Origin of the sequence: Paracoccus stylophorae (assembly GCF_028553765.1) — a bacterium.
Classification (GTDB): domain Bacteria; phylum Pseudomonadota; class Alphaproteobacteria; order Rhodobacterales; family Rhodobacteraceae; genus Paracoccus; species Paracoccus stylophorae.
Genome location: NZ_CP067134.1, coordinates 3159805 through 3182088, shown reverse-complemented (window position 1 = coordinate 3182088; position 22284 = coordinate 3159805). Strand labels below are relative to the sequence as shown.

At 66.4% G+C, this 22284-nt stretch carries 18 protein-coding genes; 9 read left to right on the top strand and 9 right to left on the bottom strand.

Annotated features, from left to right (window positions below):
* Nucleotides 1–22 precede the first annotated feature (22 nt).
* From JHW45_RS15740 to JHW45_RS15720, 5 genes are all read left to right on the top strand, one after another.
* Nucleotides 23–955 (top strand): ring-cleaving dioxygenase, encoded by a 933-nt coding sequence (locus JHW45_RS15740; RefSeq protein WP_272858528.1) that lies wholly within the window; start codon nt 23–25, stop codon nt 953–955.
* Between the two features lie 26 nt (nt 956–981).
* Entirely contained in the window at nt 982–1386 is a 405-nt protein-coding gene (locus tag JHW45_RS15735; protein ID WP_272858290.1) for a DoxX family protein, read from the top strand.
* 40 nt (nt 1387–1426) lie between these two features.
* A complete protein-coding gene (gene wrbA, locus JHW45_RS15730) occupies nt 1427–2017 on the top strand; it encodes an NAD(P)H:quinone oxidoreductase (RefSeq protein ID WP_272858527.1) in 591 nt (196 codons plus the stop codon).
* A 273-nt stretch (nt 2018–2290) separates the two neighbouring features.
* Nucleotides 2291–3052, top strand: a complete 762-nt coding sequence (locus JHW45_RS15725; protein WP_272858526.1) for an isochorismatase family protein — start codon at nt 2291–2293, stop codon at nt 3050–3052.
* 91 nt (nt 3053–3143) lie between these two features.
* On the top strand, nt 3144–4961 hold the full coding sequence (locus JHW45_RS15720) for an amidohydrolase (RefSeq protein WP_272858525.1): 1818 nt from the start codon (nt 3144–3146) through the stop codon (nt 4959–4961).
* A gap of 94 nt (nt 4962–5055) precedes the next feature.
* Here JHW45_RS15720 and JHW45_RS15715 read toward each other — a convergent pair whose 3' ends face one another.
* The 3 genes from JHW45_RS15715 to JHW45_RS15705 are packed head-to-tail and all read right to left on the bottom strand — an operon-like array spanning nt 5056 to nt 8831.
* On the bottom strand, nt 5056–5910 hold the full coding sequence (locus JHW45_RS15715) for a dioxygenase family protein (RefSeq protein ID WP_272858524.1): 855 nt from the start codon (nt 5908–5910) through the stop codon (nt 5056–5058).
* Nucleotides 5911–5960: 50 nt separating this feature from the next.
* The gene (locus tag JHW45_RS15710) at nt 5961–7718 is read right to left on the bottom strand and encodes an FAD-dependent oxidoreductase (protein ID WP_272858523.1); all 1758 of its coding nucleotides are present in this window, start codon (nt 7716–7718) and stop codon (nt 5961–5963) included.
* Nucleotides 7719–7757: 39 nt separating this feature from the next.
* Nucleotides 7758–8831: a maleylacetate reductase gene (locus JHW45_RS15705; protein WP_272858522.1), complete on the bottom strand. Its 1074-nt coding sequence runs from the start codon at nt 8829–8831 to the stop codon at nt 7758–7760.
* Nucleotides 8832–8931: 100 nt separating this feature from the next.
* Between JHW45_RS15705 and JHW45_RS15700 the strand changes: the two genes are divergently transcribed.
* A complete protein-coding gene (locus JHW45_RS15700; protein WP_272858521.1) occupies nt 8932–9867 on the top strand; it encodes a LysR family transcriptional regulator in 936 nt (311 codons plus the stop codon).
* Nucleotides 9868–10033: 166 nt separating this feature from the next.
* Here JHW45_RS15700 and JHW45_RS15695 read toward each other — a convergent pair whose 3' ends face one another.
* From JHW45_RS15695 to JHW45_RS15675, 5 genes are all read right to left on the bottom strand, one after another.
* Nucleotides 10034–11002 (bottom strand): MBL fold metallo-hydrolase, encoded by a 969-nt coding sequence (locus JHW45_RS15695; RefSeq protein ID WP_272858520.1) that lies wholly within the window; start codon nt 11000–11002, stop codon nt 10034–10036.
* Nucleotides 11003–11005: 3 nt separating this feature from the next.
* Nucleotides 11006–12259: an alpha-hydroxy-acid oxidizing protein gene (locus tag JHW45_RS15690; protein WP_272858519.1), complete on the bottom strand. Its 1254-nt coding sequence runs from the start codon at nt 12257–12259 to the stop codon at nt 11006–11008.
* A 296-nt stretch (nt 12260–12555) separates the two neighbouring features.
* Entirely contained in the window at nt 12556–14025 is a 1470-nt protein-coding gene (locus JHW45_RS15685) for an aldehyde dehydrogenase family protein (RefSeq protein WP_272858518.1), read from the bottom strand.
* Nucleotides 14026–14052: 27 nt separating this feature from the next.
* Complete coding sequence (gene mdlC, locus JHW45_RS15680; RefSeq protein ID WP_272858517.1) at nt 14053–15666, bottom strand: benzoylformate decarboxylase; 1614 nt, start codon at nt 15664–15666, stop codon at nt 14053–14055.
* A gap of 12 nt (nt 15667–15678) precedes the next feature.
* Nucleotides 15679–16491 (bottom strand): MFS transporter, encoded by an 813-nt coding sequence (locus tag JHW45_RS15675; protein WP_272858516.1) that lies wholly within the window; start codon nt 16489–16491, stop codon nt 15679–15681.
* Between JHW45_RS15675 and JHW45_RS15670 the strand changes: the two genes are divergently transcribed.
* Nucleotides 16372–17313, top strand: coding sequence for a porin (locus tag JHW45_RS15670; protein WP_336385812.1), 942 nt, complete (start codon nt 16372–16374; stop codon nt 17311–17313). The two genes, JHW45_RS15675 and JHW45_RS15670, sit on opposite strands and share 120 nt — an antisense overlap.
* A 149-nt stretch (nt 17314–17462) precedes the next feature.
* Nucleotides 17463–18461 carry a formylglycine-generating enzyme family protein gene (locus JHW45_RS15665; protein ID WP_272858515.1) on the top strand — a complete coding sequence of 333 codons (999 nt, stop codon included), beginning with the start codon at nt 17463–17465 and terminating at the stop codon, nt 18459–18461.
* A gap of 132 nt (nt 18462–18593) precedes the next feature.
* Here JHW45_RS15665 and JHW45_RS15660 read toward each other — a convergent pair whose 3' ends face one another.
* The gene (locus JHW45_RS15660) at nt 18594–21311 is read right to left on the bottom strand and encodes a nitrate/nitrite transporter (protein ID WP_272858514.1); all 2718 of its coding nucleotides are present in this window, start codon (nt 21309–21311) and stop codon (nt 18594–18596) included.
* A gap of 286 nt (nt 21312–21597) precedes the next feature.
* Here JHW45_RS15660 and JHW45_RS15655 point away from each other — a divergent pair, with 286 nt between their 5' ends.
* Nucleotides 21598–22284: a helix-turn-helix domain-containing protein gene (locus JHW45_RS15655; RefSeq protein WP_272858513.1), complete on the top strand. Its 687-nt coding sequence runs from the start codon at nt 21598–21600 to the stop codon at nt 22282–22284.

The window sequence follows — 22284 nt, the reverse complement described above, 5'->3', positions numbered from 1 at the left end:
ATCGTTCAGGAAGGAGCCTGTCATGCTCGACCAGATCAAGGGCCTGCACCATGTCACCTCGATGGCCTCGGATGCGCAGGAGAACAACGATTTCTTCACCCGAGTGCTCGGCCTGCGCCGGGTCAAGAAGACGGTGAATTTCGACGCCCCCGATGTCTATCACCTCTATTACGGCGACCGGGTCGGCACGCCGGGATCGGTGATGACCTATTTCCCGTTCCCGCATATCGCCCAAGGCCGTCGCGGCACCGGCGCGGTGTCGGAAACCGCCTTTGCGGTGCCCCAGGGGTCGCTGGATTACTGGCGCGAGCGGCTGGCCGAGGCGGGCGCGGGCGAGGTGCAGGATGACACCCGCTTCGGCGAAAAGCGCCTGCGCTTTGCCGGTCCCGACGGCGACGGCTTTGCGCTGGTCGAGGTGGCGGACGATCCGCGCGCGGCCTTTGCCGACGGGCCGGTGCCGGCTGATCGCGGCATTCACGGCTTTCGCGGCGTGACCATGCGCCTGCGCGACGGCGCGGCCACGGCCGAGCTGCTGAAATTCATGGGCTATCGCGAACTGGGCCGCGAGGGCGCGCTGATCCGGCTGGGGATCGAGGGCGGCAACGGCGCCGACATCGTCGATCTCGAGGTGCTGCCCGACGCCGACCGGGCGCGCGAGGGGGCGGGATCGGTCCATCACGTGGCCTTCGCGGTCGAGAACCGCGAGGCGCAGGCCGAGGTTCGCCGCGCGCTGCTGCAGGCCGGCGCCCATGTCACGCCGGTCATCGACCGCGACTATTTCTGGGCGATCTATTTCCGCACCCCCGGCGGCGTCCTGTTCGAGATCGCGACCAACGAGCCGGGCTTCGACCGCGACGAGGATATCGCGCATCTGGGCGAGGCGCTGAAACTGCCCGACCAGCACGCCCATCTGCGCGCGCGGCTGGAAAAGACCCTGGCCCCGATCACCGGCTGACCGACCGCAAGAAAAGGAGAGACATCATGGACACCCACCACCTTGAAACCGTCTGGGCGCCGCGCATGCTCAGCGTGCTGCGGATCATGGCCGCGCTGATCTTTTTCGCCCATGGCACCGACAAGATCCTGGGCTTTCCCGATACCGGCGGCACGCCCCCCGCCTGGTCGCTGGGCTGGATCGCCGGGATCATCGAGCTGTTCGGCGGCGCGTTGCTGATCGTGGGGCTGTTCACCCGCCCGGTCGCGTTTTTGACCTCGGGCATGGCGGCGGCGGCCTATTTCATCGGACACGCGCCGGAAAGCTTCTATCCCGTGATCAACCGCGGCGATGCGGCGATCCTCTACTGCTTCGTGTTCCTGTACCTGGTCTTCGCCGGCCCCGGCCCGTGGAGCCTGGACGCGCTGCGCGCCGAACGCAGCCGCGCCTGATCCGTCACCGATTTCAACCCTGACCCCTGAAGGAGGCAAGATGTCCGTCAAACTCGCCATCATCTATTATTCGACCTATGGCACCAACCACCAGATGGCCTCGATCGCGGCCGAGGCGGCGAAGGCCGCCGGGGCCGAGGTGCGGCTGCTGAAGGCGCCCGAGACCGCGCCCGAGGCGGCAATCAACAGCCAGGACGCCTGGAAGGCCCAGGCCGAAAAGACCGCCGACATCCCCGAGGCCACGGCCGAGGACATGGAATGGGCCAACGCCTATCTGATCTCGGCGCCGACGCGGTTCGGCGTGATGGCCAGCCAGATGCGCGCCTTCATCGACACGCTGGGCGGCATCTGGGCCAAGGGCGGACTGGCCGGCAAGCCGGTCTCGGCCATGACCTCGGCCCAGAACCCGCATGGCGGGCAGGAAACGACGCTGGTGTCCTTCTATACCACGGTGATGCACTGGGGCGGGTTCGTGGTGGCGCCGGGCTATACCGACGAGGTGATCTTCAAGACCGGCGGCAACCCCTATGGCTACAGCCATTCGCAGGGCGCCGAGTTCACCGACGAGGTCAAATCCGCCATCGGCCACCAGACCCGCCGCCTGGTCGAGGTCGCGGGCAAGCTGGGCTGAGCGACGCCCCGCATCGGTTCCGTATCGGTCGGGTGGATGGCCGGCTTGCCGCCACCTGACCGCCCGCAATGCCTGAAGGCGACCGCCTTCGGCGTCTGGCAGTGCTGCTGGAACCCGAACCGACATTGGCAACGGTTGTCGGTCGGCAAGTTACCTTTCCCGACGGCCCCCGGCGTGGCGGGCCGCGGGCCACTCCCCAACCCCAAGGAGACGATTACGAGATCCACGATCAAGCTTGGCCGGACATTCCTGGCAATTGGGACGGCCGCAGCGATGCTGATGCAGCCGGTCGCGTTCACCGCGGCGCAGGCGCAGGATACCAGCCAGCCCCTGCATCTGCAGGGTCTGTCGAAAGAGCCGACCGAGGCCGCGAACGCCGCGCTTTACGATCCCACCGACGCGGTCCTGCTGCTGCTGGATCACCAGACGGGCCTGTTCCAGACGGTAAACGACATCGAGATCTCGGAGCTGCGCCGCAACACCGTCGCACTGGCCAAGATCGCAGAACAGGCCGACATCCCGATCATCTATACCGCGTCCGAGCCCAACGGCTCGAACGGGCCGCTGATGGAGGAACTGGTCGAGCTGCTGGAAGCTGACGACGATGCGCAATATGTCGCGCGTCAGGGCGAGGTCAGTTCCTGGGACAACGCCGATTTCGTCGCCGCTGTCGAGGCGACGGGCCGCAAGACGCTGGTCATCGCCGGCGTCTGGACAAGCGTTTGCGTCGCCTTCCCGGCGTTGCAGGCCCTTGCGGACGGCTATGAGGTGGTTGTCGTGATGGACGCCTCGGGCGATGTCAGCCAGATGGCGTCGGACGCGGCGCTTGCGCGGATGGTGGCGGCAGGGGTCGAACCCATGACCACCAACACCTTCCTCAGCGAGACGCACCGCACCTGGAACCGTCCCGATGCCGCCGAGTGGGGCGCGCTGTATGGCGAGGTGTCGCCCGGCTATCGCGCCGTGACCGAAAGCTTCAACCGCGCGCAGGAAGCCGCGACCGGCAGCGAAGACGGTCAGCAGGACAGCCAGTAAGTCCAATGCCCTGTTCCCCGGGACAGGCCTGAAACACGACCGGTCGCGCTGTGGCGCGGCCGGCTTCACCCCCTGAAACCAGGAGAATACGATGCTATCGTTCAGAACCACCGGTCTGCGGACCGTGGCGGTCGCCGCGCTTGTCGCCGGCACGCCCGCCCTGGCCCAGGATCAGCAGCCTGCCGATCTGATTGTCACGAATGCGGGCACCGTCTTCACGGGCGCGGACGACCAGTCCGCGGCCACGGCCTTTGCCGTCCGCGACGGGCTTTTCGTGGAAATCGGCGACGATGCCGACATGGACGCCTATCGCGGCGACGACACGCAAGTCATCGACGCCGATGGCCGCACGGTCATTCCGGGGCTTAACGATTCCCATTCCCATCAGATCCGGGGCGGACGTTTCTATAACCTCGAAACCCGGTGGGACGGGATTCCCACGCTGAAAGAGGCGCTGGACCGCATCCGCACCGAGGCCGAGCGTGTGCCCGAGGGCGAATGGGTCCGCGTCATCGGCGGCTGGTCGCCCTATCAGTTCGAGGAACAGCGGATGCCGACGGTCGAAGAGCTGAACGAGGCGGCGCCCGATACGCCGGTCTTCGTGCTGTTCCTGTACAGCCAGGGTTTTTTGAACCAGGCCGGCGTCGAGGCGCTGGGCTATACCCCCGAGACCGAGACCGCCGACGGATCGCGGATCGAGTTCCTGGAGGGGGGCGGCGCGATCCTGCACGCCGAGCCGAACCCGTCCATTCTTTACAGCACCATCGGCAAGCTGCCGCAGCTGTCGGAAGAGGACATGGTTAACTCGACCAAACATTTCTATCGCGAGCTGAACCGGCTGGGCATGACCTCGTCCATCGACGCGGGCGGCGGCGGGCATGTCTTTCCCGAGGATTATGTCGGCTCGAAGAACATCGCGACCAATGACGGTCTGCCGCTGCGGGTAAGCTATTACCTCTTTGCGCAGGAAGCCGGCAAGGAGGCCGAGGATTTTGCCGAGTGGATCGCCAATAACGAGGTGGGCACCAACGAGGACGTGCATCTGGAGCATGGCTACGAGCTGGAAGGCGGCGGCGAATTCCTGGTCCACAGCGTCGGCGACTGGGAAAACTTTTTGGCGCCCGCCCCCGACCTTGAAGAGCGCAAGGCCGAGGGTCAGACCCCCGAGGAAGACCTGCACGAGGTCACGACGCAGCTGGTCGAGGCCGGATGGCCGCTGCGCCAGCACGCGACCTATGGCGACAGCATCGCGCTGATCATGGACGTGTTCGAGCAGGTGGCCGAGGAGCAGGGCAAGTTCGCCCCGCGATGGGTCATCGACCATGCCGAAACCGTCCGCGATGCCGAGCTGGAGCGGATCAAGGCGATGGGCGGCGGGATCGCCATTCAGGACCGCATGGCCTTTGCCGGCGAATATTTCGTCGACCGCTATGGCGCCGAGGCTGCGGTGGCGGCACCCCCGGTGCGCAAGATGCTGGACATGGACATCCCGGTCGGCGCCGGAACCGATGGGACCCGCGTCAGCAGCTATGACCCCTGGCCCTCGCTTTACTGGCTGGTGACGGGCAAGACGGTCGGCGGCCTGCAATTGTGGGACGACGCCAACAAGCTGTCGCGCGAAGAGGCGCTTGAGATCTTCACCTCGGGCAGCGCCTGGTTCTCGCAGGAAGAGGACGTGAAGGGCAAGATCGAGGAAGGCATGTATGCCGATTTCGCGATCCTGTCGGATGACTATTTCTCGGTCCCCGAGGAAGAGATCATGGGTCTTGAATCCGTGCTGACGGTGACGGGCGGCAACATCGTCTATGCGGCCGAACCCTTCGCCGAGTTCGCGCCCGAGCCGCTGCCCGCGGTCAGCCCCGACTGGTCGCCGGTGGCGAACTATCAAGGTGCGTTCACGCAGCAGTAAACCGACGCCGCCGCGCCAGGTCCGGCGCGGCGGCTTTTTCTTGCCCGGCGGGGTTGTCGCACCCGGTCGCGCAGCAGACGACAAGCCGCCGGGGTTACGCGGCGACCTCTTGTTCCGGGGTCATCACGAAATCGAATTGCGAACGCCACACCGCATCGCCGTCGTCCACCCTTTCGAACGAGGCGATCAGCGTCTCTTTCACGCCGAACACCGTGTCGGAATCCAGATAGTCGTCCTCGGCCACGAACGTATGGGTGACGATCTTCTGAAAGCCGGGCGCGGTGACAAGGTAATGCATATGCGCCGGGCGATAGGGATGGCGCCCCAGGCTGGCCAGCATCTTGCCCACCGGGCCGTCGTCGGGGATCGGGTAGGACACCGGCTTGATCCCGTAGAACCGGTAAAGCCCGTCCGGCCCTGTGGTAAAGACGCCGCGGTTGTTCCATTTCGGCTGCACGTCCGGTTGCTGGACATCGTAATAGCCATCGGCATTGTCCGACCACAGGTCCAGCCGCGCGCCTTCGACCGGCCGACCCCGAAGATCGACGACCTTGCCGAAAAACAGGCAGCGTTCGCCCTTGCCGTCAAGCGAGATGTTCGCCCCCATCTCAAGCTCGGGCGCGCCATCGACGTGAAACGGGCCGAAAACGGTGTTCTCGGTCGCGCCTTGCGGACGGCGGTTGTTGATCGCATCGACCAGCATCGAAAAGCCCAGCACATCGGACAGCAGGATGAATTCCTGCCGTTCGTCCGAACAGATCCTGCCCGTCGCGGTCAGGAAATCGATGGCCAGATCCCATTCCTCCTGCCGCAACTCGACATCCTTGGCAAAGGCGTGCAGGTGGCGCACCAGCGAGGCCATGACCTGGCGCAGGCGCGGGTCGATGTGATCGCCCATCCGGGCGTTGACGGTGGCGACGGAGTCGTCTTCGGTGAAATATCGAGACATGGTTTGCGTCCTCCTGATGACGGCAAAGGGGCGGCCGCCCCCGCACCTGTCTATCTGTCCAGAATGGCTTTCATCGCCGTGGCCAGTTGGCCTTGCGGATCATCGACCATGCGTTCGCGGCGCCAGGCCACGTGATGATCCGGGCGCACCAGCAGGCAGCCCGAATCGGTGATTTCGCGGATGCGCGCCCAGTCGCCGGTGTGATCGACATGATCGCGGCGCGGGCCGATGACATGGACCTGCACCGTCACGCCCAGATCGTCGCCAACGGCCCTGGCCGCGTCCTGCCACGCCTCGCCGCCGATGCCGGTCAGCAGGCTGAAGACGCCGTGCCCGCACAGATCCAGCGTCGAGACCGCCGCGCCGGTGTCGTGACGATAGACCCAGGCATGGGGCAGGCGGGCGCCGGGCCAGGTGGTCGGCTGGTAATGCAGTTCGGCGTCCTTCTGAAAGGGCGGCTCGGGCTGATCCTCGGGCAGCACCGCGTCCGAGCGATAACGCTGGTTCATCTCGACCCCGTGGGCGTCGAATTCGTATTTCTTGAAGGCGATCGCCTGCCGGATCGCCTCGCGCTGCCGTTCGGCCTCGGGCGTGGCGTCGCTGCGGGCTTCCAGGTTCTGCTGCATCACCTCGGGGCGGACGCCCTCGCTCATCCCCAGGGCGTCGAAGATCGGCTTCGTCTCGGTGATCGACTTGTTCGCGCGGGTCACGATCTGCTTGGCGATGGGCGCGCGTTCGGCGTCATAGCTGTCCAGCAACCGTTCGCCGGCCTGACCCTTCAGCACCATCGCCAGTTTCCACGCCAGGTTGAAGGCGTCCTGAATCGAGGTGTTCGAGCCCAGCCCGTTCGACGGCGGATGGCGGTGGATCGCGTCGCCCATGCAGAACACGCGGCCCTTGGCGGTTTTCGTCGCATAGAAATTGTTCACCGTCCAGGTGTTCGCGCTGAGCAGCTCGATCTCCAGATCGGGGTCGCCGACCAGCTGGCGCGCGACCCGCGTGGCCAGTTCGTCGTCCACCTCGGGGGCGGGTTCGTTGATGTCGTAACCCCAGACGATCAGCCATTCGTTCCACGGCCGCACCATCCGCACCAGCCCCATGCCGATGCCGCCCACATCCGCGCCGGGTTGCATCACCCAGTAAAGCACCGATGGCCGGTGCGCGACGTATTTGGCAAGATCGGCGCGGAACACGATGTTCATCGACCCGCCGACCGCCATCTGCCCGTCGAAGGGCAAATCCAGATGTTCGGCCACCAGCGACTTGCCGCCATCCGCGCCGACCAGGTATTTCGACCGGATCGTGAATTCCTTGCCCGACAGCCGGTCGAGGCAGGTGGTGGTGACGCCGTCCGCATCCTGTTCGTGAGACAGGTATTCGGTCGACATGCGTGCCTGCGTGCCGCGCTGGCAGGCTGTCTTGAACAGCAAGGGTTCCATGAAGGTCTGGGGCAGGTCGTTCATCTGCGTCGGGCTGGACAGCTTGTGTTCGGCCTGGCTTAGCGGGTTGTTGCCCCAGGCGGTCATGCGCCCGATCTCTTCGCCGGCCAGGCTTTCGCAAAACACGTTCTCGCCCATCAGATCCTGATGCGTGGCGAACATGTAGGCTTCGTTCTCGACGTCGCGGCCCAGATCGCGCAGCACCTCCATCGTGCGCTGGTTGGTGATATGCGCCCGCGGCGTGTTGGCCAGCCAGCGATAGCGGTTGATGGCCATGTTCTCGACCCCGTAGCTGGACAGCAGGGCGGCCGTGGCCGCCCCCGCGGGGCCGGTGCCGATGACAAGCACGTCGGTGGTGATATCACTCATGTTGGGTCTCCTCCGGATTGGATATGTTCGGCACGCTAATCAGGTGACCGGCGCATCGCCCGCCCATGCGGCCTGCAACAGGGCGCGGATATCCCTGGCCGTGACCGGTTGCGGGTTGGGATAGGGTTTTTGCGTGGCCAGCTCGGTCGCCCGGTCAAGATCCGCCTCTTTCAGCCCCAGGGATTTCAGCGCCAGCGGCGCATCGACCCGCTTGGCAAAACGATACAGCGCCAGCCCCGCATTCTCGTCCCCGAAGATGTCGCAGACCGGCTGCAACAGATGAGGAACGGCGCGGGCATTGTAGGCGATGGCATGCGGTAGAATGATCGCGTGCGTGTCGGCATGCGGCAGGTCGAACGACCCGCCCAGTGTATGGCAAAGCTTGTGGTGCAGCGCCATGCCGACGCGGCCCAGAACCGTGCCGCAAAGCCAGGCGCCGCGCAGCGTCTGCATCCGCGCCTCAAGATCGTCCGGGGTGCGGATCACCCTGGGCAACCCGTCTGCGAAGGCCTGCAAGCCCTCGATTGCCTGCGCCGTGGTCTGGGCGGTGCGGTCGGTGGCATACAGCGCCTCGGCGGCGTGGGCCATGGCGTTCAGGCCCGAAGTCACGGTCATGCCGACCGGCAGGCTGCGCACCAGTTCGGGGTCGTACAGGATCACCTCGGGCAGCACGGCCGGATCGCTCAGCGTGGTTTTGACCCCGTCTTCGGTCTGACCCAGGATCGGCGTCGCCTCGCTGCCGGCATAGGTCGTGGGGATGACGATCTGCGGCAGACCGGTGCGCAGCGCGATCGCCTTGCCAAGCCCGGTGGTCGAGCCGCCGCCGATGGCCACGAGGCAGTCGGCATCGACGCTTCGGGCGTGGGCTGCCGCATCCTTGCTGACACTGACCGGGGTGTGCATCGCGGCCTTGCCATAGACCCCCGCCGCCAGCGGTCCCAGCAACTCGGCGATTTCCAGCGCCGCCTCGCTTTGCTGCGGCGTTGACAGGACCAGTGCGCGGCGGCAGTTCAGCCGCTCGACCTCTGCCCTGATCCGGTGGCGCATTCCGGCGCCGAAACGGACCCGCACGCCCTGGCTGTCGATGGTGTCTGACGCGGTCTGGTCGGCCATGATGTCCTCGCGGTTGATTTGGGCGTTTGATTTCGGACAGGGTATCATGCCGCAACGCGACGCTTGATCGAATTTCAGGAAAAGAACATAACCTGATGTTATGCAGATCGACCCAAATCACCTGCGGCTGCTGGCCGCAATCATCGACAATGGCGGGCTGGGCGAGGGCGCGGCGCATCTGGGCAAATCCCAGCCAAGCGTATCCCGCACGGTGGCGGCGCTTGAGGCGCGGATCGGATCACGGCTGTTCGAAAAGGGCAAACGCCCGCTCAGACCGACCGAGTTGTGCCGGATTCTTGCCGTTCAGGGACGCGCCGTCGCCGAGGCGACCGAACGGGCCGGGCAGGCGGTGGATCGCCACGCCGGCGGCAAATCCGGCACGGCGCGGGTCGCGGGGACGCCGATCTTCACCGATGGCGTGATTTCGGGCATGGTCGCGGGGTTCCAGACGGCATTTCCCGACGTGCGGATCGACCTGAGCTATGGCCAGACCGAGGATCTGCTTGAACAGCTTGTCGTCGGCAATATCGACCTGGCGATCTGCCCGCTGGTCCCGGGCGAGGTCGGGCAGGGTTTCGAGCGGGTCGAGATCCTGCCGGGGCGCAATATCATCGCCTGTTCGCACGCCCATCCGCTGGCGCGGCGGAAATCCGTCGAACAGCGCGACATCGCGGCCTATCCGTGGATCACGCCGGCGGCGGGCAGCGCGCTGTATCGCGACCTCAGGACCGTGCTGGCCGATATCGGCGTGACCGATATCAAGGTCAGCTTTTCGGGCGGGACGCTGGCCTCCATCGTCAACGTGCTGAACGGGTCCGAGGCGCTGACCGTGCTGCCCTATTCGGTCGTGTTCATGCAAAGGCATCTGAGGACGATGACGGCCCTGCCGATCCCGATCCGCCACCCGGCACGCGCGCTCAGCCTGGTGTGGCACACCGGCCGCCCGATGCGGCCGGCGGTCAAGCGGTTCCGGGGATTTCTTCAGGCCGAGTTCGCAAGCCTTGCTCAATCCATCGCCAGTCTCCGGCCGGATTGAGGGCATCGGCCCGGCGTCGGATGGCCGGGGCAGGGGTCGCCGCGCTTCCCGCGTCGGGTGCGGATGTCGCGCCGACCCTTCCTGGGGCGTCACGCGGCACCGGGGGCTGGCGACGCGCCTGCCCACCAAAGCCGGGATCGCAGCACTTGGCCGGCGGCGCGAAGTCTCACCACACGCCGCGACGGTGATTGTTCACCCAGCGATACATGCCGACAATGTTGGCCCAGCGCATGTTGTCGTATCCGAACCAGTCTTCCTTGTGTTCGTTCCCCGCCGTGATCGTGCGCCACAGCTGGTCCCACACCATCCCCTCGCGCAAGCGCGCCAGCACCTGATCGTGCAGATCGACCATATAGTCGCGCAGCGCGACGATATCCTCGGTCGTGGCCGGATCGTTATAGTGGCCCACGTCGATCAGATCGACATCCTGTTCGATCACCCAGTCCAGCGTGTTGATCCAGCCGTCATAATAGAAATCGAGGAAATCCATATAGGGGAAGGTCTTGGACTGGCAGACATCGGTGCATTGCATCGCCTGCTGACGCGGAAAGACGACCTGCACCATGCTGTTCGAGTGGCTTCCCGCCGGTTCGTGGTGCAGCAGGATCGTCTCGCCGCCCAGCTCGATCTCGGCCTCGGTGTCGAACACGCGATCGGGCGTGGCGACGGGCAGTTTCTCCCCGATGATCGGCTCGATCGCGTTGCGCTGCGCGATCACCGTCGCGCCGGCATCCTGCCAGACCTGCGTGCCGGCAAGGTGATCGAAATGGGCGTGGGTCATGACGACATACTTGATGTCCGCATCGAACCGCGTCTTGATCTCGTCCTGCAACCACTTGGCGACGCAGGTGTTGCCCGCATCGACCACCAGCGCACCTTCATCGGTGATCAGGACCAGCCCGCTATGGGTGGCGGGAAACGATCCGTTGGTGTGGCGCCACAGATTGTCCTTGAACTCGACCAGCGAGCGTTCGACATCGCACTGCCCCTCGGTCGGGTCGGGCAGCGTCTCGCGGCCCTCATAGACGGTCTGGTCCACCGGCTCGGCAGTGTCGCTTGCCGCAAAGGCGGCGGGCGCGATCAGGGTCGCGACCGCAAGCGTGGCGGCGCGGGTCAGCGTTTTCATGTGTGCCATCTCTCAGCTCCGGTTGGCTTCGGCGCTGGCGCCGACGAGGTTGATGAAGCTGGGGTCCAGATCGGCCAGTTTCGCCGCCCCGCTCAGCAGCATCGCGGATTGCAGTTCCGCGCGCAGATGTTCCAGCACCGACTGCACGCCCTGCGCGCCGCCCAGGCCCAGCCCGTACAGCACCGGACGACCCACGGCCACCGCATCCGCGCCCATCGCCAGCGCCCGCACCACGTCGATGCCGCGCCGCACGCCGCCATCCATGATCACCGGCACGCGCCCGTCCACCGTCGCCACCACGTCCGGCAACGCCGCGATCGAGGCCGGCACACCGTCGATCTGCCGCCCGCCATGGTTCGACACCTGGATCGCATCCGCCCCCGCCGAGATCGAGCGGTCGGCATCGTCGGCGCGCAGCAGGCCCTTGACGATCACCGGCAGGCCGGTCTGGTCCTTGATGAACTTGATCGCATCCGTGTCCAGGTCCAGCTTCTGGTCGAAGAAATTGCCCGACCCGCCCCGTTCCGGATCGTGGTTGCCAAACACCATGTCCGGCCGGAACGGAGAGCCCATGGCCTTGAAATCGTCCGGCTGGCCCGGCCCAAGCGCATCCGCCGTCAGCACGATCGCCGAATAGCCGGCGGCCTTGGCCCGGTCCAGCAGCGACCGCGTCACCTCGGTGTCGTTGTTCCAGTAAAGCTGGAACCATTTCGGCCCCTGCGTCGCCTCGGCGATCTCTTCCAGGGTGCGGTGCGAGGCGCCCGAGGAACAATACAGCGTGCCCGCCATGCCGGTGCCGCGGGCGGTGGCGACCTCGGCCTCTTCGTGGACCATGCCGTGGGCGCCCATCGGCGCGGTGAAGATCGGGAAGGGCAGCGACTGGCCCAGCAACTCGATCGACAGGTCGACCTCGGGCGAGACGCCGCGCAGACGCTTGGGCTCGATGCGGAAATCGTCGAAGGCGCGGCGGTTCTCGTGCAGGGTCCATTCGTCGCCCGCACCGCCCGACACGAATTCGTATCCGGCCTCGGGGATCGCCTCTTTCACCGCCGCGTCCAGACGTTCCAGCGAGACGATGTCAAGCGGCTGATCCGCGGTCGAGGCGCCATAATCGCTGGCCTGCACCGCGGACGTCGCCCCCGCCTCTGCCCCGCCCGCATCCGCCGGCGCATCCGCCGCGGTCTGCGCCGCAGCCGAGGTCACAAAGGGCAGGCTGCCCAGGCCGAAGGCCGTCGCGCCAAGAAAATTCCGCCGTGTCTCGTCCATGAAAGGTCCTTTCCGTTATAACGTCGAAGTCCGGAAGGCGCGATAAGACACCCTCCGGGAAGGCAAAGGCTGATCGTTTCAAGGGCTAGTCACAACGACAGCCCGCGTCAGAATGTTTTTTTGCATCGCATTTTCGCAAGATTGTTGCGCACGAATGGTCGCCGCCTTGCCTTTCGCGGCGACCGCATCCTTGAAGGCCCGCAGGCGTCCGGCGCATCCCAAACGCCCGCTGCCCGCGCCCTGTTCAAGCCGCGCGCCCCGTCCGACGCGGTCGCGCGGGGCGCGCCGCGCCCGGATCAATCCTCGGGCGGGAACATCACGCCCTGGGACAGGGTGATGTGCTTGTATTCGACGAAGTCGTCCATCACCGCCAGACCGTTCATGCGGCCCTGACCCGATTGCTTGAAACCGCCCTCCTCGAACTCGTCATAGATCTTGGCCCATTCATTGATCCAGACGGTGCCGGCGTCGATCTCGCGGGCGACGCGGAAGGCGCGGTTGACGTCTTGCGTGTAGACGCCCGCCGCAAGCCCGTATTCGCTGTCATTGGCCAGCGCCACGGCCTCTTCCTCGGTCTCGAAGACCTGCATGGTCACCACCGGGCCGAACGTCTCTTCCTGAACGATCGCCATCTTGGGATCGCTCACCTCCAGCATGGCGGGCTGATAGAAGGCCCCCTTGGCCAGTTCGCCCTCGGTGACCGGGCCGCCGCGCACGATGGGTTTCGCGCCCTTGGCGATGGCGTCCTCGACGATGCGGTCGATGCGTTCGACATTGCCCTTGTCGATCTGCGGGCCCATGTCGCTGGCCGGGTCCGAGGCCGGGCCGACCTTGATCGCCCGCATCCGCTCGGCCATCAGGTCGCGGAAGCGGTCCGCAATGCCCTTCTGCACCAGCCAGCGCGAGCCGGTCATGCAGAACTGCCCGGCGAACACGGTCAGCGCCTTCTCGAACAGGGGCGCCAGATCCTCAAGCCGCGCGTCGTCGAACATCACCAAGGGCGTCTTGCCGCCCAGTTCCAGCCCGAACCGCTTGAGATATTTGGCCCCGGCCTCGGAAATGCTGCGCCCGGTCCTGGTGGACCCGGTGAAGCTGATCGTCGGCACGTCGGGCGAATCGACCAGCAGGGCCGATCCCTCATAGCCCGTCTCGGTGAAGGCGTTGACGACGCCGTCGGGCAGGTCGGCGGCCTCGGCCATCACCTCCATCACCTTGTGGTTCACCAGTGCGGTCTGGCCGGGGAACTTGATGACGGCCGTGGTCCCCGCCGCCAGCGCGGGCGCCAGCGAGCGGATCATCAGCACGATGGGCGAGTTCCAGGGCACGATGATCCCGGCCACCCCGATCGGCTGGCGCAGCACCATCGAGATCGTGCCGTTCAGCGGCTCCAGCGCGCGGCCGTACTCCGTCAGCGTGACGGCGGCGTAAAAGCGCAGCTTCGCGGGCACCATGAACACCTCAAGCTCGGCCTCGGCGCGAACCTTGCCGTTGTTGAGGCACAGGAGGTCGATCAGCGCCTGCGCGTTCCGCTCGAACGCATCGGCCAGCTGGTTCAGCACGCGGGCGCGCAGATGGCGGTCGCGCGACCAGCGGCTGGTGCGGAAGCTGCGGCGGGCGGCGTCGATGGCGCGCTGCGCGTCCTGTTTGCTGGCATCGGCGAAGGTGCCGATTTCCTCGGACGTGGCCGGGTCGATGGCGGTCGAGATCTTGTCGGCATCGACCCATTCGCCGCCGATCCAGTTGAGGGCGTGTTTCATGTCAGCCATGAGAGGTTCCTTTCAAGATGCGGTTCGTCAGTAGATCTTGCCGGTCGCGGGATCGATGGCAATCTCGACCAGTTGCGGGCCGGCCGCGCCATGTGCGTCGCGCAGCGCCTGCGCCAGGTCGCCATGCGCGGTCACGCGGGTGCCGGGACAGCGCATGCTGGCGGCCAGCTGGACATAGTCGATGCCGGGCACGTCCATGCCGGGGATCGAGCGGCTTTGCATCAGCGCGGCGAACCCGCGCAGCGCGCCATAGCCCTGGTTGTTCAGCACCGCGAAGGTCACGGGCAGATCGTGCTGCACCGCCGTCCAGATCGCCTGGATGGAATACATGGACGATCCGTCGCCCACGATGCAGATGGTGCGTCTGTCGCGGTTGGCCAGCGACACCCCGACCGCGGCCGGCAGACCCCAGCCAAGTCCGCCGCTGGCCATGGTGAAGAACCCGCCGCCCTGCGTGATCGGCAGGTCACGCTGGATCGCCGGGCGGTGCGAGGGGGCCTCTTCCACGATCAGCGCGCCGTCGGGCCGGGTGGCGTCGATGGTCTGGATGGCAAAGTCGATGCCCATGGGATCGCGGCCCTTTGCCTTGTCGGGTTTGGCGCGCAGGGGCGTGGCGGGGTTCGCCTTCCGCTCGCCCAGCAGACCGGCCAGCGCCTTGATCGAGGCGCCGATGCTGCCCAGCAGGCTGGTCGCCACCTGGCTGTGCGCGGCCTCGTCCGGGTCGTCGGTGATCTGCCAGAACGCCGTGTCGCTGTCGAAGATCGGTGCGCGGCCGAAGATGTGGAAGGTAAAGACCGGCGCGCCGATCACCGCCACCACGTCATGCGGTTCCAGCAGCTTCGACAGCCCCTCGGGCATGGCGGGCAGAAAGCCCGCAAAGCGGGGATGATCCTCGGGGAAGTTCGCGCGGCTGCTGACCGGGGCCTCGAACACGGTGGCACCCATCCGTTCGGCCAGATCCACCGCCGCGTCGAAGGCGCCGTCGCGGTCGATACCGCTGCCCACCACGAGGGCGGGATTCTTCGCGGCTTTCAGCGCCGCGGCCATGTCGGCCAGCGCGTCGGGGCCGGGGACGGTGTCGTGCCGGGTGCGCGCAGGCGTCGGCATGTCTGCCGTCTCGGCCCAATCCTCGGACGGGACGGACACGAAGACCGGGCCGCGCGGGTGCTGCATGGCGATTTCATAGGCCTGCGCAATGGCCAGCGGCACGTCCTGCGGGCGCGCCGGCTCGATCGACCATTTGACGTAGGGGCGCGGAAACTCCGTCGCCCGGTCGGCACCCAGATAGGGCTGATACAGCAGGATGTCGCGCGCCTGCTGCCCGGCGGTGACGACCAGCGGCGTGTGGTTCTTGTAGGCGGTGAACAGGTTGCCCAAGGCATTCCCGACCCCCGCCGCCGAATGCAGGTTCACGAAGGCCGCGTTGCGCGTGGCTTGAGCGTATCCGTCGGCCATGGCGATGGCCGCAGCCTCCTGCAGGCCCAGGACATAGCGGAAATCCTCGGGGAAGTCGGTCAGAAAGTTCAGCTCGGTCGAGCCGGGATTGCCGAACATCGTCGTCATTCCGCAATCGCGCAGGACCTGATTGGTCATTTCTTGGACGGTGCCACGGGTCTTGGGTGCTTCGGTCTTCGTGGACATGGACTGTTCCTTTCAGCGCGATGATGTGGCGGGATCGACGGGGCGGGCGAACAGGACCGCCGCCGCCGCGATCAGCGCCGGAACGATCGGGATCAGCAGGATGGCCTCGGGCGACCAGCCAAGCGCCATCGGCACCGACGCCACCATGGGCGACACGATCGCGCCCAGCCTGCCGACCGCCAGCGTGCTGCCGATGACGGTGGCGCGGATCTGCGCCGGATAGCTTTGCGCCAGCACCACCACGATCAGCGCCTGACCGGCGATCCAGGCCGCCCCGGCAAGGAAGATCGCCACCATCAGCAGCACGACCGACCCGGTCGAGGCCGACGCCATGCCCAGCGAGGCGGCGCCCATGACGAACATTCCCGACAGCACCACGCGCCCGCCGAAACGGTCGGCCACCTTGCCCACGCCCAGACCGCACAGCACGCCGCCCAGGTTCAGCGCCGCCGTGCCCAGGATGGCCTGCGACGCGGGCAGCCCGGCCAGACCCAGCAGCGTCGGCGTCCAGAAGGCGAGAAAATAGAACCCCATCAGCATGACAAAGGCGCACAGCCAGAACAGCAGGGTCATCCGCGCCCGTCCGTCCTGAAACGCCTGCCGGACCGAGGTTCTGGACCCGCCTTCGCCGCCGACGCTTAGCGCCGTGTCTTCCGGCAGCGGGCGGGATGTGATCTGCCGGATGAAGCCGCGCAGCTTCGCCTGATCCTCGCGGATGCGGATCAGGGCCGAGGGCGCGGCGAACTGTATTTCGGAAATACCGGCGGCGCTGCCGGCCGGGTCGCGCCGCCACGGGCCGGGGGGGCCGGTATCAGCGTCGGGCACGGCGCCTATCAAGGCGTTGTCGGCTATTGGGGCAACCTGCCCTATGGCGGCGGCACCGGGCGGCCGGACAGGTGGGACTGGGCCGACGGCATCCCCGGCGGCAGGTTCGGGGCCGGTTATCGCACCACCGCCGGGGCGGTCAAGCTGGGCTATACCTCGCCCGACATGAACGGCTTTACCGTCGGCGCGTCGGTCAACCTCAACCCGACCTATCGGCGGGAGAAGGCGTCCGACACGCCCTCGGCCGGAAACGACCGGTTCGACGACCTGTCGTTTCGGAACGAATGGGAAGCCGGCATCCGCTGGAGCGGGGACCTGCCTTCGGGCGACAATCTGGCGCTTGGCCTGACGCATGGCCGGGCCTGCATCACGACCGCGACCTGTCACGACGGCAACATGGCCAGCGCGATGCTGACACGTGATCTGGGCGGAAACCGGCTGCGCGGCAGCCTGGCGCTGTTCAACATGGAATATGACCGGGTCGGCCCCGAAGTCCGGACCGGCGACGATGAATGGGGCTTTCATCTGGGCGCGGATTACCAGGTCGGCAAATGGACCTATGCGCTGAACTATATCCGCGCCTTCAACCCCAAGAACGGCCCGGCGCTGATGGATTCGGCTGCGCCGCATAACTGGGCGGTCAGCCTTGGCGCGGATTGCAAGATCGCCGAGACGATGGATCTTGGCGTCGGCGTGGTTCGGGCCAGCAATGGCCGCGGCGAAAAGGTGAACGAGGTGGGCATGTCGCTGACCTATCGCTTCAACGCCAGGGTGAATCGCGACAACAGCTTTGCCGACGCGACCAGCGGCATGTTCCGCTGAGCGGGGTCCGGGGAAGCCTGCGACATGCAGCGCCCGTGGCGCGGGCAGCCGATCCGGCCCGATGGCGGGGTATCGCCCGTTCGCAAGATGCCGTTCTTCGTGCATGATCGGGTCCGGGCGCATAACCTCAACCGCACCGGGGAGGAGATATGACATATCCATCCATCGCACGTCCGAAAGCCTCGTTCGTGGCCCTCGCGGGTATCGCGGCGGGACTGATCGCGGCCAGCGCGGCAGGCGCGCAGCAGGGCGGCCAGCCGCCGGATTTCACCCGACTTGGCGCGGAACCGGCCGGGCCGGGCAACGCACCCCGTTCCATGCGGGCCAATGAGACGATGATCCCCGTTCAGGCGGGGACATATGTGCTGGGTCGAGACGACGGACCCGACAGCGAACGACCGGCGCATTCGGTCGAATTGCCGGGGTTCCGGATCGACCGCACCGAAGTCACCAACGCGGCCTTCGCCGAATATCTCGACGCGCTGGCCATCCCGGTCGCGCAGGCTTTCGACGGCGGCCAGGCAAGCCGGACCGCCCTTTCGGACGAAAGTGCCGCCCTGTTGATGGAGGAACAGCGCGGCAGCGGCCTTTACCCGATCATCGCGCTGGACGATCCGCAGGCGCGCATCGGTTACAGCGGCGGCGCGTTCGTGCCGAATCCGGGATACGCGGATCATCCCGTCACTGAAACCACCTGGGCCGGCGCGCGCGCCTATTGCATCTGGCGCGGCGCGCGGCTGCCGACCGAGGCCGAATGGGAGGCGGCGGCGCGCGGCGCTGAAGCGGACCTCTATCCCTGGGGGAACGCCGCGCCCGACCGGACCCGCGCCTTCGTGTCGCGGCAGACGGGTGTGACCGCCCCGGTCGGAAGTCACCCGGCCGGGGCCACCGCGGCCGGCGTGCAGGACATGAGCGGGTCGCTTGCCGAATGGACATCCAGCCTGAAGCGCCCCTATCCCTATGATCCCTCGGACGGGCGCGAGGCACCCGACCGCGCCGGCGAACGGGTCACGCGGGGCGGCGATTACATCTATGACGCCGATGCCGCGACCCTGACCGCAACCCACCGCGACGGCTTTTCCAACGCGCCGGGCCGCGGGCATCGTCATATCGGTTTCCGCTGTGCCGCCGATACGGGCGCGGGCTGAGGTCGGGCGCGGCATCACGGCGAACAGCCGGCGACGGCCCTGCAGGCGGTGTCGCGAAGGCCAGCCAACGCCTGATGGCTGCACCCGTGCGGTGCAGCCATCAGGTCGGCTCATCCTGCTGTCGCCGCGCTGTCAGGCGGTCTGCGCCTCGGGCATGGGGGACTGTCCACGCTCGATATCGTGCAGCAATCCGCCGCGACGGGTGTAATAGGCCCAGGTCAGCCCCATGCAGATCGCGTAGAAGACCAGGAACGCCCACAGCGCGCCCACCGGGCTGCCCATCATCGCGATCGAGGTGCCATAGGCCTTGGGGATGAAGAAGGCGCCATAGGCCGCGATGGCCGAGGTGAAGGCGATGATCGCCGCGCTTTCGCGATCCGCCTGCCGGCGCAGTTCGGCACCCTGCAGTTCGGGCATCAGGCGCGGCACCTCGCGGCTCATGATGATCGGGATCATCTGGAACGTGGATGCGTTACCGACGCCGGTCAGGAAGAACAGCGCCATGAAGGCCACGAAGAAGGCGATGAAGCTGCCCGCGCCAAGCGCCGAGATGACGCCGAAGGTCACGACGATCATCCCCGCAAAGGTCCAGAACGTGACCCGTCCGCCGCCGAACCGGTCGCTGACCCATCCCGTGCCCGCCCGGCTGAGCGCGCCGACCAGCGGCCCCAGGAAGACGAAGTTCAGGGCGTTCACCTCGGGGAAGGCCAGCTTGGTCAGCAGCGGGAACCCGGCCGAAAAGCCGATGAAGCTGCCGAACGTGCCGGTATAGAGGATGCACATCAGCCAGTTATGCTTGCGCGTGAAGATGATCGCCTGCTCGCGGAAGCTGGCGCGCGCATCGGCGATGTCGTGCATCCCCAGCCACGCGGCCGCCGTGGCAAGGACGATGAAGGGCACCCAGACGAAGCCCGCGTTCTGCATCCACAGCTGCCCGCCCTCGGACAGTTGCTGCGGCGCACCGCCCATCGCGCCGAACACGCCGGCGGTAATGACCACCGGCACCAGGAACTGCATGACCGACACGCCCAGATTGCCCAGACCCGCGTTCAGCGCCAGCGCGTTGCCCTTTTCCGCCTTGGGGAAGAAGAAGGCGATATTGGCCATCGACGAGGCAAAGTTGCCGCCGCCGAAACCGCACAGCAGCGCCAGCGTCAGGAAGATCAGATAAGGGGTGTCCGGGTTCTGGACGGCATAGCCGATGCCAAGCGCGGGCAGCAGCAGCGAGGCGGTGGACAGCGTCGTCCACAGCCGTCCGCCGAAGATCGGCACCATGAAGCTGTAGAAGATTCGCAGCGTCGCCCCCGACAGGCCGGGCAGCGCCGCCAGCCAGAACAGCTGGCCGGTCGTGAACTCGAACCCGATCGCGGGCAGCCGCGCGACGACGACCGACCACACCATCCAGACCGCGAACGCCAGAAGCAGCGCGGGGATCGAGATCCACAGGTTGCGGCGCGCGATCCGGCGGCCCTTTTCGGCCCAGAACTGCGGGTCCTCGGGGCGCCAGTCGTCAAGCGTGCGCGGCATCCGCGTCCGTTCGGGGTCGTGAATCTCGGCCAGTTCGGGGAAGCTGGGCAGCCGGTCCAGCGCGGGACCCTGGGCCTGACGCTCCATCGCGCGGATCGAGAAATGCATCCAACCCATCGACACCACCACGATCACCAGCAGCAGCACGAAGCACGAGGTATAGACCCCGGTCAGGTCCAGAAGCGCACCGAAGGCGATGGGCAGGATGAAGCCGCCCAGACCGCCGATCATGCCGACCAGCCCGCCCACCGCGCCGACATGGTTGGGATAATAGACCGGGATATGCTTGTAGATCGCGGCCTTGCCCAGGCTCATGAAGAAGCCCAGCACGAAGGTCGTGATGATGAAGGGCCACAGATCCATCTCGGTCGAGAAGGTGATGGGGCCGTCCTTGCTGCGGATGACGTAATCGGTCGGCGGATAGGACAGCATGAACAGCAGCACGGCGGAAAAGCCGAAGGTCCAGTACATCACCGTCCGCGCGCCGAAGCGATCCGACAGCACGCCGCCATAGGCGCGGAAGATGCTGGCCGACAGGCTGAACGCCGCGGCGGCCATCCCCGCCATGCGCACATCGGCGCCGTAAACCTCGGTCAGGTAATGCGGCAGCCACAGCGCCAGCGCGACGAACCCGCCGAAGACGAAGAAGTAATAGATCGAAAAGCGCCAGACCTGCAGCTTCTTCAGCGGCGCGAATTGCTGGGCCAGGCTGGGCGGTGCGATGCCTTTCTCGCGCCGGGCGCGAAACGCGGGATCGTCGCGCGCGACCAGGAAGAACACCACGCCCATCAGGGCGATGACCACGGCCCAGATATGGGCGACGGCCTCCCACCCGAATGCGACCAGCACGAAGGGGGCCAGGAACTTGGTGACGGCGGCGCCCACGTTGCCCATGCCGAAAATGCCAAGCGCGGTGCCCTGACGCTCGGCCGGGAACCATTTCGAGACATAGGCGACGCCGATGATGAACGACCCGCCGGCCAGTCCGACGCCAAGCGCCGCGATCAGGAACGTCGCATAGCTGTCGGCCCAGGTCAGCGCCCAGGTCGCCGCCCCGGTCAGGATCATCTGCGCCGGAAAGACCAGCCGGCCGCCAAAGCGTTCCGTCCACACGCCCAAAATTAGCCGGGTCAGCGATCCGGTCAGGATCGGCGTGGCGATCAGCAGGCCGTACTGGAATTCGGACAGGCCGAGTTCCTGTTTGATTTCAAGGCCGATGATGGAAAAGATCGTCCAGACGGCAAAGCACAGCGTGAATGCCGTCGTGCTAAGCCAAAGCGCACGTTGCTGTTCCGCCGTCGTCGATGAAATGTCGCTCGACATGTCAAATGCTCCGTATCGTGCCGCACAGGGCGGCGGGTTCACAGCCGAGGATTCACGGATGCGGATGCCGGGAATTGACCTCGATCAAATGGATCGGCGCGGATGACGGAAAGCGGCGCGGTTTGAGATGTGACGGCGTTGCGGCGTGCAGTGTGCGCGTGGGCGCGGCGCACCTGACGGGCGAATGGCGCGTAATCGTTGCGCGGCGGATTGATTTAGGTCAATTGCCGGGGCCGCGTCACGCGCTAGCGTAAGACCGCCGATACGCGATTCGAAAGGCAGCACGATGCACGACAGCGACCGCGCCGAGATCAGAAAGCTGAAGCCGTTCAGGAACATGGCCTCGCCCGGCTTCGACGCGCTGATGCAGGCCGCCTATGTGCAGGAATTTCCCGCGCAGCTGTGCCTGGTCAGCCAGGGCATGCGCGCCAGCTTTCTGCATGTGCTGGTCGAAGGGCGGGTCGAGCTGTTCGCGGAATGGAACGGGCAAGAGACCACGATCGACATCCTGAAACCGGTCACCAGCTTCATTCTGGCCGCCTGCATCCGCGACGGCGATCATCTGATGTCGGCGCGCACCCTGCGCGCCTGCCGGATCGTGCTGATCCCGGCGGTCGATATGCGCGCCGCGTTTCGCCGCGATGTCGAGTTCGCCGTCGACGTGACCGAAGAACTGGCGCGCGGCTATCGCAGCATGGTCCGGCGCACGAAGAACCTGAAGCTGCGATCGTCCCGCGAAAGGCTGGCGGCCTATCTGCTGGCGCTGTCGGATGAACTGGGCGGCGCGGCGGGCTTTACCCTGCCGCACGAGAAACGGCTGATCGCGTCCTATCTGGGGATGACGCCCGAAAGCCTGTCGCGCTGTTTCAAAAGCCTGTCGCGCGACGGCGTCCACGTCGCCGGCGCGCGGGTGACGTTGACCGATCGGGCGCGGCTGACGGCGATCTGCCGGCCCGATCCGCAGATCGACTGA